Below are 15,576 nucleotides of genomic sequence, written 5' to 3'. Positions count from 1 at the left end.
GATGGGCGAGTGGACGATCGGATCGGTGCTCGACGCGGTCGCCGATGCCGTGCCCGATCGGCTGATGACGATCAGCGGCGACCGCCGCAGTACCTTCGCCGAGTCCGCGGAACGTACCCGCCGACTGGCGAACTATCTGGCGGACAACGGTTTCGGCGCGCATACCGAACGGGACGCGCTGGGCAATTGGGAGTGCGGGCAGGACCGCGTCGCGCTGATCATGCACAACGACCTGTATCCCGACATGGTCATCGCGTGCCTGAAGGCCCGGGTGGTGCCGGTCAACGTGAACCACTACTACACGCCGCGGGAAGTCGCCGACCTGCTGGCCTACGTCAAGCCCCGCGGCGTCATCTATCACCGCGCGCTGGGCGCAAAGTTCGCCGATGTGCTGCCCGGTGACGATGTCGAGTTGCTGATCGCGATCGACGACGGGAGCGACCTACCCGACTTGCCGGGTGCCGTCGCGCTGGAAGACGCTCTGGCACAAGGCGGTTCCGATCACGAGAATGCGCCACGACCGGACGACGTGCTGATGATCTGCACCGGCGGGACGACCGGCCGGCCCAAGGGTGTGATGTGGCGGCAGTCCGACATGTATGTCGCGTCGATGAACGGCGACGACCATTCGGGCGTCGAGGAGATCTATCAGCGGGTGCAGAACGCCGGCGCGCCGTGGTTCGCGGTGTCCCCGCTGATGCATGCGGCGGGGCTGTGGACGGCGTTCTCGGCGATCCTGAACGGGCAGACCGTCGTTCTGTACGACACCCGACGCAACTTCGACCCCGTCACGGTGCTCGAGACCGCCGAGCGCGAGAAGGTCGGCCTGATGACCATGGTCGGCGACGCGTATGCCGCGCCACTGGTGGACGAACTCGGCCGGCGCGAGTACGACCTGTCCAGCATGTTCGCCATCGGTACCGGCGGGGCGGCTACCAATGTCAAACATCAGCAGGCATTGCTGCGTTACCTGCCGCACATCACGTTGATCAACGGCTACGGATCGTCTGAGACGGGCAACATGGGCTACGGCCACAGCCGGCAGGGCACTCAGGTCGACACCTTCACGATCAGGCCGGGCGGACTCGTGCTGGCCGAGGACTACAGCCGATTCCTCGACCCGGGTGAAGCGCAGATCGGCTGGGTGGCCCGGGCCGGGCGAATTCCGTTGGGCTACTTCGACGACGAGGCCGCCACCACCAAGACGTTCCCGGTAGTGGGCGGGCAACGAGTGGTGATATCGGGTGACCGTGCTTCGGTGGACGACGATGGCACGCTTCGGCTGTTCGGCCGAGATTCCCTGGTGGTCAACACCGGTGGGGAGAAGGTGTTCGTCGAGGAGGTCGAAGAGGTGCTGCGCGCGAACCCCGCCGTCGCCGACGCGCTGGTGGTCGGCCGGGACAGCGAGCGTTGGGGCCAGGAGCTGGTGGCTCTGGTCGAGTTACGCGACGGGGCCGAGCATGACGAGCAGGCGCTGCGCGCGCACTGTAGCGCCGCGCTGGCCCGATTCAAGACGCCCAAGGCGTTCATCGTGGTCGATCGGGTGCGCCGGCTGGGCAACGGCAAGGCGGACTACCGATGGGCCAAACAGCACGCCACCGAACCCGCGAGGACGGCCCGGCAATGACACCACCACGCAAAGTCATCGACTGCCTGGTCAACGTCCACTTCGGGGAAACCGAGACACAACCGGAGTTCATGAAGAGGGTCCGCGACGACTACTTCAAGGGACCGAAATCGATGTTCGACCCGGTGGACCTCGCCGAACTCCTCGACGAGATGGACGAACACGGGGTGCAGAAGGCCATCCTGATGGACAATCTGGTCAAGCCCTCGGTCACCGCACGTAAGTTCGCCGAAGCCCGTCCGGACCGCTTCGCCCTGGCGATCGGCGGTGTCAACCTATTACGTCCGGTGGCGTCGCTGCGGGAGCTGACCGCGACGGTCGCCGACCTTCCGGTCGCCTACACCGCTGTGGGACCGAGCTTTTGGGCCGACGGGATGTATCCGCCCAGCGATGCCGTGTACTACCCCCTGTACGCCAAATGCGCCGAGATCGAGCTGCCGCTCTGCGTCAACACCGGCCTCCCCGGACCGCCGATCCCCGGCGAGGTGCAGAACCCGATCCACCTGGACCGGGTTTGTGTGCGATTCCCGGAGTTGAAGCTGTGCATGATCCACGGTGCGGATCCGTGGTGGGACGTCGCGATCAGGATGCTGATCAAGTACCGCAACCTGCGCCTGATGACATCAGCGTGGTCGCCGAAACGGTTGCCGGACAGCTTGATCCACTACATGCGCACGCGTGGGCCGAACAAGGTGATCTTCGCCTCCGACTGGCCGGTGCTGCGCCAGCATCGGGTGGTGCCGGAAGCCAACGCCCTCGACCTGCCCGCGGACGTGCTGGACAACTACCTTTACAACAACGCCGACGAATTCTTCTTCAGGAGTACCGATGGATCGCTATGAACTGCGCCGGGTCGACTACAGCTTGACCGACGACCATAAGGCGCTGCAGGCCGCCTACCGGCAACTCTTGGAGACCCACTGTCCCATCGAGACTGTTTGGGCCGCACAAGAATCCGGGTTCGACAAGAGCCTGTGGGAGCGACTGTGCGCGACGGGTGCCACCTCGATGGCGGTTGGTGAAGACGCCGGCGGTGACGGCGCGACGCTGGTGGATCTCGCGTTGGTCGCCGAAGAACTGGGCCGCGCGCTTGCGCCGGTGCCGTGGATCGAGCATGTCTGTGCCGCGCGGCTCGCGGAACGGCTGGGCGGCGTCGAGACGGACGTCGTCGAGGGCAACCGTATCCTCGGGCTCGACATCGCACCGACACCCGTTGCGGGTGCTCGCCTTATCGCTTCGGCGGCCATCGCCGACGCCTTGATCGTCGCCGACGGTGACGAAGTGGTGCTGCTCAGGTTCGCCACCCGGCCGGCGCGGGTGCCCAACCTGGGGCAGCTGCCGATGGCCTGGGTAGACCCCGGCTCCGCGGATTCGCGGACGGTGCTGGGTTCCGGCCCGGAGGCGGTCACGGCCTACCGCCGGGCGGTCGACGAGTGGCGGGTGCTGACCGCCGCGTCGCTGACCGGCCTGATCGAGCAGACCATGACGATCGCCGCCGAGTTCGCGAAATCGCGCTACACACTTGGCGTCCCGATCTCGACTCTGCAGGCGATCTCACATCCGCTGGCCAACATGGCGATCGTGGTGCAGGGCGGTCGCAACCTGGCCCGCCGTGCCGCCTGGTACCTGGACAATGAGCCCGACATACGTCCCGAACTGCCCGGGTGTGCGTTCGTGTTCATGGCCGAAGAAGCGCCCAAAGCGGCCACCATGGCAACGCACATCCAGGGCGGCCTCGGGGTCTCCGTGGAGGCCGCCGCGACCGCGTACCTGGTGCGGGCCCGCGGCTGGGCGCTGGCCGGTGGCGATCCGGGCATCACCGCCAAACAGATCGGACAGCTCGTAGCCGAGCGGGAAAGCGCCTGACACAATGGATTTCACACTTGTAGACCTGGAAGACGACGACCAAGCCTTCCTGGCCGAGGTGCGCGCCTTTCTGGCCGAACACGTCACCGACGATGTGCGCCGGCGTGACCGCGACACCGGGGACAACTTCGACGAAGCCGTGCATCTGGCGATCGGCGCGGCCGGCTACCTGCAGAGAGAATGGACGCCGTCCAGCGAGGGCGGTTTCAGCCGGGTCCGGCGTCGCATCTGGGAGCTGGAAAAGCGCCGCGTGCACACGCCGTGGGTGACGTGGGGTACCACCGCGATGGTGGCCCGGGCCGTGGCCGCGTTCGGCAAACCCGAACTCGTCGAGGAGGTCATGCCCAAAGTCTTCACCGGTGAAGTGCGAATGTGCCTGGGCTACACCGAACCTGAAGGCGGGTCCGACGTCGCGACGTGCAAGACGCGGGCGGTGCGGGAGGCGGACGGGTCGAGCTGGATCATCAACGGCTCCAAGATGTTCACCACCGGCGCGCACAACTGCCAGTACGTGTTCCTGATCACCAACACCGATCCGGACGCCCGGAAACACAAGAGCCTCACCATGTTTCTGGTTCCCCTCGACCTGCCCGGCATCGAGATCCAGGGCATCCGCACCGTCGACGGCGACCGCACCAACATCGTCTACTACAGCGACGTCCGGGTCGACGACAAATACCTACTCGGTGAGGTCAACGGTGGCTGGACCGTGCTGCGCGGGCCGCTGGACGCCGAGCACGGCGCGGTCTCCGCAGCGCCCGACGGCCTGCAGGACGTCGCGATCATGGCGCATCAGACCGGTTTCATGTCCGCCGCGGTCGACGCCGTCGCGGCCAACGTCGGCGCCCCGGGTCCGGATGGGAAGCGCCGGATCGACGACGGGTCGGTGGCCTACCGGCTCGGGCGCAGCGCTGCCCGGTTGGAGGCGGCGCTGTCCACGCCCAGCATCTTCGGTCGGGTCGCCCAGGCGCAGACAATGCGTGACATCGGACCCGACCTGATGGACATCTCCGGACCCGCCTCGGTGCTACCGATCGAGACCGACGGCGCCGCCGACGACGGGACGTCGGAGTATCTCTACCGATTCGCACCGCTGGCCGGCATCTACGGCGGCACCCTGGAGGTGTTCCGCAACATGATCGCCCAGCATGTGCTGGGGCTGGGCAAGCCGGCTTACGCGCCGCCCGCCACGAAGGTGTCCTAGACCTGCGGGGTGGGACTCTGCCCCGATTCCCATTTCGCTGCCAGCGACCTCTTGACAGTGCTGCCCGCCGCAAAATCGACCTGGAACGTTTCCCCCTCGTCGCCTTCGAACGTGACGAGGTATCCGGTGTCGGTGGCGTCCTTGAACACCACTTTGTGGGACTCTTCGCCCGAGCCGCGGTCGACGGCGATGATATCGCCGGGGGCGACGTCGTCGATGCGATCGTTTCCGGAGATTTCAGCCATACCGTCGACGGTAGCCGACTGACCGATAGTGACCTGTCACACGGTCCGTAACGGGTCGTCGCCGGGACATGGCCTGGGGCCCCAAGTCGTCGACCGCCAAGAATCCTTTGAGAATCCTCCAAAGCGGGACGTCCAGCATTGCTGTCAGCGCACGAGATCATGGCCGACAGACCTGGAGATTCCACGAATGACTACGGACGGCATTCCGAACGTTCAACAGCCTGACCCCGACGCATCCCATTCCCGCGGACGCCTGCTCGGTTATTGCGCGGCACTCGCGCTGACCGCCGGCTTCGTCAACGCGGTCGCGCTGCTCGTCTTCGCCGTGCCGGTCGGCAACCTCACCGGGGTCACCACTCAGCTGGGGATGGACACCGCCCATCCCTGGCTCTACGAAACCCACGTGCTGGCCGGGATCCTGCTGGGGTTCCTGCTGGGAGCGGCCGTCGCCGGGACATTGCTCGGCCACACCCATGCCGCCAAAACCAAAGGACATGCCCTCGTGCTGATCATCGAGGCGGCGTTGCTGCTGCTCGCCGCCGGGGGAGTGGAACTGGCCGCGGTGCGGGCGCAGATCTCCGCGCTGGGCATCGAGGAGACCGCGGTACAGGCGTTGCTGGCCGCGGCGGCCCTCGGTCTGCAGAACGGCCTCACGTCGAGCTACCGCGGCATGTCGGTCCGCACCACTCATTTCACCGGCACCGTCACCGATCTGGGACTCATGCTCGGCCGCAGCCGCAAACACGGGGTCGACAAGTGGAAGGTCGCGATCCTCACGGTGACTCTGCTGCTGTTTCTCACCGGCGCGGTAGCCGGGTTGTTGGCCGGCTCTTGGCTCGGCGGACACGCACTGCTGGTGCCGGCTTCGATGTGCGTGGCAGTCGCAGCGACCAAGGTGCTGCACGGCGCCGAGCCCATGGCGGCGCGAGCAGTCGCATAATCGCATCGAATCGCTTGTGTCCGTGTGATTCTGCGTCTGCTGGGATCGCTAGGTGGTCAGGACGCTGGCGGCCGCGGTGCCCGGCGCCCCGTACAACTGGGTGAAGCCGACCTTGGGTTCGCCCGGAACCTGACGGTCACCGGCCTGGCCGCGCAACTGCCGGACGATCTCGTGGATCTGGCGCAGACCCGAAGCGCCGATCGGCTCGCCGTTGGCGATCAATCCGCCGTCGGTGTTGACCGGCATCGAGCCGCCGATTTCGGTGGCGCCGTCGGCCAGCAGCTTCTCCTGATCTCCGTCGGCGCAGAAGCCGCATTCGGCCATGTGGATGATCTCCGCGCCGGCGTCGGTGTCCTGCAGCTGGATCACGTCGACGTCGTCGGGGCTGACCCCGGCCTTCTCGAACGCGGCCCGGGCGGCATAGACGGTGGGTGAGACGTCCTCCTCGACTGGTGCGAACGTGGTGTTCACCTCGTACGCCCCGTATTTGCGGGTCCGCACCTCGACCGACCTGAGATAGACCGGCTTGTCGCAGTAGCGGTGTGCGAGGTCGGCCCGACACATCACCACCGCCGCCGCGCCCTCGTCCGGCGCGCAGAACATGTATTGGGTGAGCGGATAATTCAGCATCGTCGAGTTGAGGATGTCGTCCTCCGCAATCGGCTTGCGCCGGAACGCATTCGGGTTGAGCACGCCGTTGCGGAAGTTCTTGGCGGCCACCCTGGCCAGGGTGCGCTGGGAGATGGCATGATCGTGCAGGTACCGGTTGGCCTTCATGCCGAAAAATTGCGTGGTGAGGTACTGGCCGTTCTCGGCGTACCAGCGGGGCATGCCCACCAGCGCCGGATCCTCGGTGAACGCGCCCCGCGGGTGCTTGTCCAGGCCGACGGCAATGCCGATGTCGTAGTCTCCCAGGCGAATTCCGTCGGCGCAGGCCTTGGCGGCACTGGCCGCGGTGGCGCACGCATTGAAGACGTTGGTGAACGGAATACCGGACAGCCCCACCATCCCGACGATCGCGTCCGGGTTGGCCACCGTCCAGCTGCCACCGGTGGCGGCCTGGATGTCGCGCCACTGCACGCCGGCGTCGGCGACCGCGGCGACGATGGCGTCCACACCCATCTGCATCGCGGACTTGCCCTCGAACCGGCCGAAGGGGTGGAGACCAACCCCGATGATGGCAACCTCGTTCACTTCGCAACACCCTTCCTGCCCCGAAAGGAGGGAAACCTATGCCCGACGACTTGTCTATACTACTGTAACCATTACCGTTGATCGTTCCGAATGTGTGGACCGGGGAGAGGTTGCGCCACGTGGGCAAGTTGGACGCGTTGCCTGTCGGCAATGCCGAAACCGTCCTCGACGACGGGATGCGGGTCCTGCTGACACGGCAGGGGCCGAAGCCATGACCACGGCGACGGTGGTATTCGACCCGTTCTCCGAGGATTTCTTCAACAGTCCCTACGAGATCTACCGCCGCATGCGCGAGGAAGCTCCGGTCTATTACAGCCAGGAGTACGACTTCTATGCACTGACCCGCCACCAGGATGTGGCGGCCGCCTTCAAGGACTACACGACGTACTCGTCGGCCTACGGGGTGGACCTCGCCCAGGTTCGCAAAGGGCATGTGACCGAACACGGGTCGATCATCGCCATGGACCCGCCCGCGCACCGCCGCATGCGGGGTCTGCTCAACAAGGTGTTCACCCCGCGCGCGATCCAGGCACTGCGGCCTCTGGTGGCGGAGTTGGTGGACAAGCACCTGTCCGCCGTCGACCCAACGGGTTTCGACTTCGTGCAGGACTTCTCCGCACTGTTCCCGGTCGACGTGATGACGACGCTGCAAGGCGTTCCGGAGCAGGATCGCCAGCAGATCCGGCTGTGGATCGACGATCTGCTGCATCGCGGCCCCGGCGAGGTCGAGATGGGTGAGGTGGGACAGAAGTCGGCGGTCGACATGGCCATCTACTACTACCGGCTGACCAAGCAGCGTCGCGGGAACCTGGGTGAGGATCTGCTGAGCCGGCTGATCGAGGCCGAGATCGAACGCGACGACGGCGAGATGGCACCGCTGACCAACATCGAGATCACCGAATTCGCAACGCTTTTGGGCGGTGCGGGGGCGGAGACCGTGACCAAGCTGCTGGGCAATGCCGCGGTGGTGTTCGCCAGGTTTCCGGGCCAGTGGCAGAAACTGTTGGACGACCGCAGCAAGATCCCGCTGGCGGTCGAAGAACTGCTGCGCTACGAGGCGCCCGCACAGTACAACGTGCGGCGCTCCACCCGCGATGTCACGTTGCACGGCGTGACGATTCCGGCCGGCAAACCGGTGTTCCTGGTGGGTGCGTCGGCCAACCGCGACGAGCAGGCCTGGACCGACCCGGACACCTTCGACATGGAGCGCGACCGCACCCAGGCGCAGAATCTGGGATTGGGCTACGGCATTCACAGCTGTCTGGGGGCTGCCCTCGCGCGGCTGGAGAGCGTGATCGCATTGGAGCGCATGCTGGACTTCATGCCGCGCTACGAAGTGGACTGGGCCGGCTGTAAGCGGGTCAACATGCAGAACGTGGCGGGCTGGAGCAACGTGCCGGTGCGGGTGCTCTAAACCGCCGGGTCCCGTCGCCAAACCAGCGTGCTGTGAACGGCTTTGCCGCGGGCGGAGGTCTGGGACGCCGAGAGCGTCAACCGGTCGCCGTCGATGCGTGCTTGCCGGAGCTGCGGCTGCTGCAACAACTCTGGCATCGTCGACACCAGCACCAGATGACGCACCGTCGCCGCGGCATCGTCGACGTCGAACCTGCCGCCGTAGGAGACGAATTCGCCGTCCGGGCCCGAGGTCAGCTGCGCGGACATGTGACCGTCGGCGGTGTAGAGGATCAGCCCCGAGGGATGCTCACCGAACGGGTGCCGCAGTTCGTCGCTGTCCGGGTAGCGGGAGACGAACGACTCCAACAGCCAACCGCCCAACAGTGCCTGCCGTAACTCACTCACCCGGTTGACCCTACCGAATCGATTACAGTAACGTCCACGCTCATGAGCTGTGGGTGTCTGCGGCGATGATCGCTGGATCCGGCTCCGGGATCAAGATCGACGGCGGCATCCCCATGGAGCTGACCCGGGTGCCCCCCGCGGCGGCCGAACTGGAAGGCCGTGGCTACGACGGCGGCTGGACCGGGGAGATCAACCACGACCCGTTCCTGCCCATGCTGTTGGCTGCCGAACACACCTCGACTCTCGAACTGGGCACCAGCATCGCGGTGGCGTTCGCGCGTAACCCGATGACGGTCGCCAACGTGGCGTGGGATCTGCAGTCCTACTCCGGCGGCCGGTTCATCCTCGGCCTGGGCACCCAGATCCGGCCGCACATCGAGAAGCGGTTCGGCCTGCCGTGGAGCCGGCCGGTGGCCAGGATGCGGGAGTTCGTCGCGGCGCTGCGGGCCATCTGGGATTGCTGGCAGCACGGCAGCCGGTTGAGCTTCGAAGGCGACTTCTACACGCACCAGCTGATGACGCCGATGTTCACCCCGGAGCCCTTGACCTGCGCGCTGCCAAAGGTTTTCGTGGCCGCGGTCGGCGCGGTGATGACCGAGATGTGCGGCGAGGTCGCCGACGGCCTGATCGCTCACGCGTTCACCACCCGGCGCTTCCTGGACGAGGTGACCCTGCCGGCGTTGCAGCGCGGGATCCAGCGTGCCGGACGTGAACGTGCCGACGTCGCGGTGTCCTGCCCGGTCTTCGTCGTGACAGGCCGCACCGAAACCGAGATGGCCGGTGCCGCAGCGGGAATCCGAAAGCAGATCGCCTTCTACGGCTCGACGCCGGCGTATCTGAAAGTGCTCGAGCTGCACGGCTGGGCCGAGCTGCACACCGAACTGCACCGCCTGTCCCGACAAGGCGAATGGGATGCCATGGGCCCTTTGATCGACGACGACGTGCTGGACGCGTTCGCCGTCGTCGCGCCCGTCGACGAGTTGGCCGCCGCGCTGCGCACCCGCTGCAAAGGTGCGGTCGATCGCGTGCTGCCGGCCTTCCCGGCCTGCCTGCCGCGGGAGGCAGTCGTGTCGATCCTCGATCAGTTGCGCCAGGAGGTTCAGCCATGGACAGGGTGAGAGGCAGAACGGTGGTCGTCACGGGCGGGGCCCGCGGCATCGGATTCGCCACTGCGACAGCGTTGTTAGCGCGCGGTGCGCGGGTGGTGATCGGCGACCGGGACGGGGCGGCGCTGGACGCGGCCGTCGCGGCGACGGGGGGTGCGGTTTGCGGTCACCTGCTCGACGTCTCCGACCGCGACTCCTTCGCCGGGTTCCTCGACCGGGCCAGGGCCGACGGCGGTGGACGCATCGACGTGCTGATCAACAATGCCGGAGTGATGCCGGTGGGCTCGTTCGTCGACCAGGCGCCGCAAGCCATCCGATCCTCCATCGAGGTCAACCTCTACGGAGTGCTCAACGGTTGCCAGCTGGTGCTGCCGGAAATGGCGGCGCGCCGGCGCGGCCACATCGTCAACATCGCGTCGATGGCCGGCGTGATGGCCATCCCGGGACAGGTCGTCTACGCCGCGACCAAATTCGGTGTGGTCGGACTCAGCGTGGCGCTGGCCGACGAATTCGCCTCCCGCGGTGTGGATGTCACCGTGGTGATGCCGCCCTTCACCCAGACCGACTTGATCGCCGGGACGAAGGCGTCGGGCATCGGCAAACCGGTCAAGCCCGACGTGGTGGCCGCGGCGATCGTCGGCGCGCTGGACAAACCCCGGACCCACGTGGCGCTCCCGCAGCCGACCCGGTTCGTCGGCCCGGTGGTGGCGATGCTGGGTGCGCGGGGGAGGCGCTGGTTCAACAAAAGGATCGGCGCGGACAGATTGTTCCTCGACGACATCGACCATGCCGCGAGGGCGTCCTACGAACGGCGGGCGCAGTCGGCGGTCGGCGTGGTGGAGGAACCCGTCGAGCGTCGCGCCAGCGTGACATCGGGTGACGAGCGTCGCGCCAGCGTGACGCTCGATGCGGGCTACGAATCCTCGGCCTGAGCCCGCGCCCATCGGTAGTCCGCCTTACCCGAGGGGCTGCGCTGGATGACATCGCGGAAGACGATCGCTTTGGGAAGTTTGTAGCGCGCCAACGAGTTTGCGGCGTGCGCGATCAGCTCGTCGGCGTCGGTCACGGCTCCCTCGGCCAATGCCACCACCGCCACCACTTCCTGACCCCACCGTTCACTGGGACGTCCGGCGACCACCACGTCGGCGACGGCCGGATGGGAAGCCACCGCGGTTTCCACTTCCTCGGCGAAGATCTTCTCGCCGCCGGAATTGATGGTCACCGAGTCGCGGCCCAGCAGTTCGATGTGGCCGTCCTCGCGATGCCGGGCCCGGTCACCGGGGATCGCATAGCGGACGTCGTCGATGACCGGGAAGGTCGCCGCGGTCTTGGTGGCATCGCCCTTGTAGCCCAACGGAACATACCCGCGTTGCGCCAGCCACCCCAGTCCGTCGTGACCCTTCGGCAGGATCGAGCTCAGATCCTCGGCCGCCACGAACGTGTCCGGCCCGGCGTTGAAGGTGCCCGTCGACACCGCACCGGAGGTGGACATGTGGTGCATCTGCGCGCCGGTTTCGGAGGACCCGACGCCGTCGATGATGATCGCGTTGGGCAGCACCTCGATCAGTTTTTGCTTGACGTACGGCGTCAACAGCGCTCCGCCGTTGGCGACCACGGCCAGCGACGATACATCGGCGATCCCCTTCTCGATGGCGGCGACCAGCGGCCTTGCAATCGCATCACCGACGACCGTCACCACCAGGACCTTCTCGCGTTCGACGGTGCGCACCACCTCCTCGGTGTCCAGGCGCTCGACCGTCGAGGGGAACACCACCGACTGCCCGGTGGTCAACGCCGTCATCACACTCCACTGCGCCGCCCCGTGCATCAACGGCGGCAAGACCATCAACTTGCTACCCGGGCCGGCCGTCACCCGGGCCACCACGTCGTCGACGGAACCGACCGGCTGGCCGGTGACCAGGTCGCGGCCGCCGAAGGAGGTCATGAAGATGTCGGCCTGGCGCCACAGCACGCCTTTCGGCATGCCCGTCGTGCCGCCGGTGTAGAGCACGTACAGATCGTCGGGGGAGTGCTGCACCGGTGGCGCGTCCGGACTGGCCGATGCCAATGCTTCCTCGTAATCGACTGCGCCGTCGAGCAATTCGTTGCCTGAGTCGTCCGCGATCTGGATCAGCACCTTCAGGTCAGGCAGGTCCGGCAGGATCTCGGCCACCCGGGGCGCGAACGCGGCGTGGTAGACCAGCGCGGTGGCACCGGCGTCGGCCAGCAGATACTGCAGCTCTTGTTTGACATAGCGGAAGTTGACATTGAACGGGGCGACCCGGGCCGCGAACGAGCCGAGCAACGTCTCGACGAACTCGTTGCCGTTGTAGGCATAGATCCCGAGTAGGTCCTGCCCGGCTTCGTGGCCGGCCAGCGCGGAGCGTTCGGTGTGGCAGCCCAGCCCCCGGGAATGCAGATAGTTGGCAAGGCGGTTGGACCGCTCGAGGATTTGCGCGTAGCTGAATCGGCGGTCCCCCTGAATGACCAGGTCGCGGTCGGGAATCGCGGCCGCGACGGCGGCCACTACATCGGGAACGGTGAATTCGGTGTCGGGCACGAGAGTCCTTTCCGCCGAGCAGACAGAGAATCGCACGAATGAGTGTGCCGCAGTGCGATTCTGTGTCTGCTCGCGGCCTCAGGGTTGGTGGGGTAGCAGGCCGGCTGCGGCGTCGACGCGCGGTGGCACGTCATAGAACTGAGTCGCCCATTTCCGAAGCGCCATATAGCCTTTCGCGTCGGTCTTGGACAGCGCCGGACGCTCCACGTACTTCTGGTACCGCCAGATCTGCAGGTCGTCGAAAACGGTGGACAGGAACTGCTTTTCGATCAGGTCACGCAGCTTGCCCTCCGGTACGGGGGACTCGTCGCCCGGGACACGGGGCCACCAGATCGAGTAGAACAGATCCGAAGTCTCGTCGTCGACCGGCGTGCAGGTGAAGATCAGCCGATGGTTCTGCGCGCCCTCGAAAACGCTGATCGCACCGCCGAGTCCGAACAGGTGGCTGTGAAACACCAACGCCAGGTCGTCGGGATCGTCGCTGCGCGCGTCCGGCCAGCCCGCGGTGAACTGCCATTCATGCTCGACGATCTTGTAGTCCAGCACCCGCGGCGTGACGGTGGCGTGGTGCACATACTCGAAATGCGCGCTGTCCGGGGCATTTTCGGCGACGATCTGCGGGTGCACCGGTTCGCGCTCGGCGCGCCGGGAGAACTCCGGGTAGGCGCGGTAATAGGCTGACGGGTCGGTCTCGAACTGCGGGAATTTGCGGAAAATGTCGGGCATCTCCCACTGCGGCTCCTTGCCGTCCGGATGATGCCAGACGAACACGCAGTCGTACTGCTCCTGCACCGGATACACCTTCAGCGTCAGCGCACGGTTCGGCCGGTCCGGCTGATACGGGATGTAGCGGTTGGTGCCGTCGGGTCCCCAACGCCACCCGTGAAAGGGGCACTGGACGCAGTCGCCCACCACCGTGCCGCCGTGGCCCAGATGGGCGCCCAGGTGTTTGCAGTGGGCTTCCAGCACATGCAGGGCGCCGGACTCGTCACGATAGGCGACCAGGTCCTCGCCGAAGTACCGCAGCGCGCGAACCTCACCCACCGGGAATTCGGGGGACCACCCGATCATGAACCACCCGGTGACCTTCCAGGTGAACGGGACCTTCACGTCAGTGCCTTTCGACAACGGCTGATACTTAATGCTTTACAGTATAGATTTCAGCAGACCGGCGATACATCGTCCAGCGCGGCAAGGAGCTCTATGGCCGAGGATGGCTTGCGGGAAGCCGACGAATTCGAGGCGATTCGCCAGCTCAAGGCACGCTATTGCCGGTTTCTGGACACCACGGACCTGGATTCCCGGCGCGCCGAGTTCACCGACGACGTGACGCTCGACATGGCTGTGGGCACCGGCGCAGCCGATCCGCAGACGGCGCCGCCCCTGGTCGGTCTGGACAACTTCGCTGTGCTGGGCGGGTGACCGGTGGATCCTGAAGTTCTGGTGATCGGCGCCGGGTTCTCCGGGCTGTACATGTTGCATCGACTGCGTGAGTTGGGGCTGCGGGCCCGGGTGCTCGAGATGGCTGACGGAGTCGGCGGCACCTGGCTAGTCAACCGGTATCCCGGCGCGCGGTGTGACATCGAGAGCATCGAATACTCCTACAGCTTCTCCGAAGAGATTCAGCAGGAATGGGTTTGGACGGAGTCGATGCCGGCCCAGCCCGAGATAGAGGCCTACCTGAACTTCGTCACCGATCGGTTGGATTTGCGTCGCGACATCGCGTTCAACACCAAGGTCGTCGCGATGGACTTCGACGAGGAAGCCGCGGTGTGGATGGTACGGACCGAAGCAGGGGAGACGCTCACCGCGCCGTTCGTGGTGGCGGCATCGGGCATTCTCTCGGTCCCACTGGAGCCCGATATCGCAGGGATGGCGTCTTTCGCCGGGACGTCGCTGTACACCAGCCGCTGGCCGCGCGGGGGTTTCGATCTGACCGGAAAGCGGGTCGGCGTCATCGGTACCGGGTCCACCGGAGTCCAACTCATTCCGGTGGTGGCCCGAGAAGCTCAGCAGCTCACCGTATTTCAGCGTTCGGCACCCTACACACTGCCTTGGCGCGTGCACCGGTTCGAACCCGGTGAGCTGGACGAGATGAAAGCGCGTTACGGCGAGATCCGCGCCGCCCAGCGCGCGCACCCGATCGGTGCGGCACGGTTGAGCGCGTTCTCGGTGCTGCTGGAGATGCTGACCAGCCCGGCGCTGAAATCGGCAACCCGCGAGCAGCGGCTGCAGGCCATCGAGGAGAACGGCGTACTGGGCGCACTGAATTGGAGCGACGTCTTCTTCGACATCGAGGCCAACCGGACGGCCGCCCAGCTCTACGGCGAAGCCGTGGCCCGCATCGTCGAAGACCCCCGGACCGCCGCCGCCCTCGTGCCCCGACATCCGTTCGCCTGCAAGCGCCCGATCATCGACCAGGGCTATTACGAAACGTTCAATCGGGACAACGTCACCCTGGTCGACCTGCGCGACGACCCGATCCGGGAAGTGACGTCAACTGGCATCCGGACCGCGCATGCGGATCACGAACTGGACGTGATCATCTACGCCACCGGATTCGACGCGATGACAGGTGCGTTGAGCCGCATCGACATTCGCGGTCGCGACGGGGTGTCGCTGCGTGATTTCTGGGCGGAGCAGGGCCCACTGTCCTATCTCGGGCTGGCGGTCGCCGGATTTCCCAACCTGTTCACCGTGCAGGGCCCCGGCAGCCCCAGCGCGGCAACCAATTTCGTGGCGGCACTGGAGCAGCACGTGGAGTGGATCGGCGACTGCATCGCCCACCTGCGGGCCAATGGAATCCGCGCCATCGAGGCGCTGGACAGCGCCCAGCAGGAGTGGATAGACCATGCCACGTCACTCGTGGCGCCGACGGTGCTGGTTCACCCGTCCTGCAACTCCTGGTACAACGGCGGCAATGTTCCCGGTAAGAAGCGGATGTACATGGGGTATACCGGCGGCATCCCCGAATACCGGCGTCGGTGTGACGAGATCGCGGCCGCCGGGTACACCGGGTTCGAACTGAGGTAGG

General features: G+C 66.1%; 16 protein-coding genes. 11 read left to right on the top strand and 5 right to left on the bottom strand.

The genetic code is table 11. The features are described 5' to 3' along the window. Position 1 precedes the first annotated feature (1 nt). Genes AC5Y4D_RS16420 through AC5Y4D_RS16405 form a run of 4 tightly spaced genes read left to right on the top strand, consistent with a single transcriptional unit; the run spans position 2 to position 4,697 of the window. Positions 2-1,627, top strand: coding sequence for an acyl-CoA synthetase (locus AC5Y4D_RS16420; RefSeq protein ID WP_500037620.1), 1,626 nt, complete (start codon positions 2-4; stop codon positions 1,625-1,627). Further along, complete coding sequence (locus tag AC5Y4D_RS16415) at positions 1,624-2,469, top strand: amidohydrolase family protein (RefSeq protein ID WP_500037619.1); 846 nt, start codon at positions 1,624-1,626, stop codon at positions 2,467-2,469. The genes AC5Y4D_RS16420 and AC5Y4D_RS16415 overlap by 4 nt, the downstream gene beginning before the upstream one ends. Beyond that, on the top strand, positions 2,456-3,493 hold the full coding sequence (locus tag AC5Y4D_RS16410) for an acyl-CoA dehydrogenase family protein (RefSeq protein ID WP_500037618.1): 1,038 nt from the start codon (positions 2,456-2,458) through the stop codon (positions 3,491-3,493). Before AC5Y4D_RS16415 ends, AC5Y4D_RS16410 begins: the two co-directional genes overlap by 14 nt. A 4-nt stretch (positions 3,494-3,497) precedes the next feature. Continuing rightward, positions 3,498-4,697 (top strand): acyl-CoA dehydrogenase family protein, encoded by a 1,200-nt coding sequence (locus AC5Y4D_RS16405; RefSeq protein ID WP_500037617.1) that lies wholly within the window; start codon positions 3,498-3,500, stop codon positions 4,695-4,697. Here the strand turns inward: AC5Y4D_RS16405 and AC5Y4D_RS16400 are convergent. Further along, entirely contained in the window at positions 4,694-4,942 is a 249-nt protein-coding gene (locus AC5Y4D_RS16400; protein WP_499940961.1) for a hypothetical protein, read from the bottom strand. The two genes, AC5Y4D_RS16405 and AC5Y4D_RS16400, sit on opposite strands and share 4 nt — an antisense overlap. 187 nt (positions 4,943-5,129) lie before the next feature. On the opposite strand from AC5Y4D_RS16400, the gene AC5Y4D_RS16395 reads away from it, so the two are divergent. Beyond that, on the top strand, positions 5,130-5,882 hold the full coding sequence (locus AC5Y4D_RS16395; protein ID WP_500037616.1) for a YoaK family protein: 753 nt from the start codon (positions 5,130-5,132) through the stop codon (positions 5,880-5,882). 48 nt (positions 5,883-5,930) lie between these two features. Here the strand turns inward: AC5Y4D_RS16395 and AC5Y4D_RS16390 are convergent, their stop codons facing one another. Next, a complete protein-coding gene (locus tag AC5Y4D_RS16390; RefSeq protein ID WP_500037615.1) occupies positions 5,931-7,076 on the bottom strand; it encodes a thiolase family protein in 1,146 nt (381 codons plus the stop codon). Positions 7,077-7,153: 77 nt separating this feature from the next. Between AC5Y4D_RS16390 and AC5Y4D_RS16385 the strand changes: the two genes are divergently transcribed. Beyond that, positions 7,154-7,291 (top strand): hypothetical protein, encoded by a 138-nt coding sequence (locus AC5Y4D_RS16385; RefSeq protein ID WP_499940955.1) that lies wholly within the window; start codon positions 7,154-7,156, stop codon positions 7,289-7,291. Next, a complete protein-coding gene (locus AC5Y4D_RS16380; protein WP_500037614.1) occupies positions 7,288-8,490 on the top strand; it encodes a cytochrome P450 in 1,203 nt (400 codons plus the stop codon). The genes AC5Y4D_RS16385 and AC5Y4D_RS16380 overlap by 4 nt, the downstream gene beginning before the upstream one ends. Here the strand turns inward: AC5Y4D_RS16380 and AC5Y4D_RS16375 are convergent. Beyond that, a complete protein-coding gene (locus tag AC5Y4D_RS16375; protein ID WP_500037613.1) occupies positions 8,487-8,876 on the bottom strand; it encodes a lipocalin-like domain-containing protein in 390 nt (129 codons plus the stop codon). The two genes, AC5Y4D_RS16380 and AC5Y4D_RS16375, sit on opposite strands and share 4 nt — an antisense overlap. A 65-nt stretch (positions 8,877-8,941) precedes the next feature. On the opposite strand from AC5Y4D_RS16375, the gene AC5Y4D_RS16370 reads away from it, so the two are divergent. Together AC5Y4D_RS16370 and AC5Y4D_RS16365 are read left to right on the top strand one after the other, a co-directional pair. Beyond that, positions 8,942-9,994 carry an LLM class F420-dependent oxidoreductase gene (locus AC5Y4D_RS16370; RefSeq protein WP_500037612.1) on the top strand — a complete coding sequence of 351 codons (1,053 nt, stop codon included), beginning with the start codon at positions 8,942-8,944 and terminating at the stop codon, positions 9,992-9,994. Beyond that, on the top strand, positions 9,982-10,914 hold the full coding sequence (locus AC5Y4D_RS16365) for an SDR family oxidoreductase (protein WP_500037611.1): 933 nt from the start codon (positions 9,982-9,984) through the stop codon (positions 10,912-10,914). The genes AC5Y4D_RS16370 and AC5Y4D_RS16365 overlap by 13 nt, the downstream gene beginning before the upstream one ends. On the opposite strand, the gene AC5Y4D_RS16360 is transcribed toward AC5Y4D_RS16365, so the two are convergent. After that, a complete protein-coding gene (locus AC5Y4D_RS16360) occupies positions 10,896-12,542 on the bottom strand; it encodes an acyl-CoA synthetase (protein ID WP_500037610.1) in 1,647 nt (548 codons plus the stop codon). The two genes, AC5Y4D_RS16365 and AC5Y4D_RS16360, sit on opposite strands and share 19 nt — an antisense overlap. 78 nt (positions 12,543-12,620) lie before the next feature. Next, on the bottom strand, positions 12,621-13,652 hold the full coding sequence (locus tag AC5Y4D_RS16355; protein WP_500037643.1) for a Rieske 2Fe-2S domain-containing protein: 1,032 nt from the start codon (positions 13,650-13,652) through the stop codon (positions 12,621-12,623). Between the two features lie 93 nt (positions 13,653-13,745). Between AC5Y4D_RS16355 and AC5Y4D_RS16350 the strand changes: the two genes are divergently transcribed. Continuing rightward, positions 13,746-13,964, top strand: a complete 219-nt coding sequence (locus AC5Y4D_RS16350) for a nuclear transport factor 2 family protein (protein WP_500037609.1) — start codon at positions 13,746-13,748, stop codon at positions 13,962-13,964. A gap of 3 nt (positions 13,965-13,967) precedes the next feature. Continuing rightward, the gene (locus tag AC5Y4D_RS16345) at positions 13,968-15,575 is read left to right on the top strand and encodes a flavin-containing monooxygenase (RefSeq protein WP_500037608.1); all 1,608 of its coding nucleotides are present in this window, start codon (positions 13,968-13,970) and stop codon (positions 15,573-15,575) included. The last annotated feature ends 1 nt before the right edge of the window (position 15,576 follow it).

The organism is Mycobacterium sp. NGS67, assembly GCF_059812185.1.
This window is presented reverse-complemented; position numbering and strand designations above follow the sequence as displayed.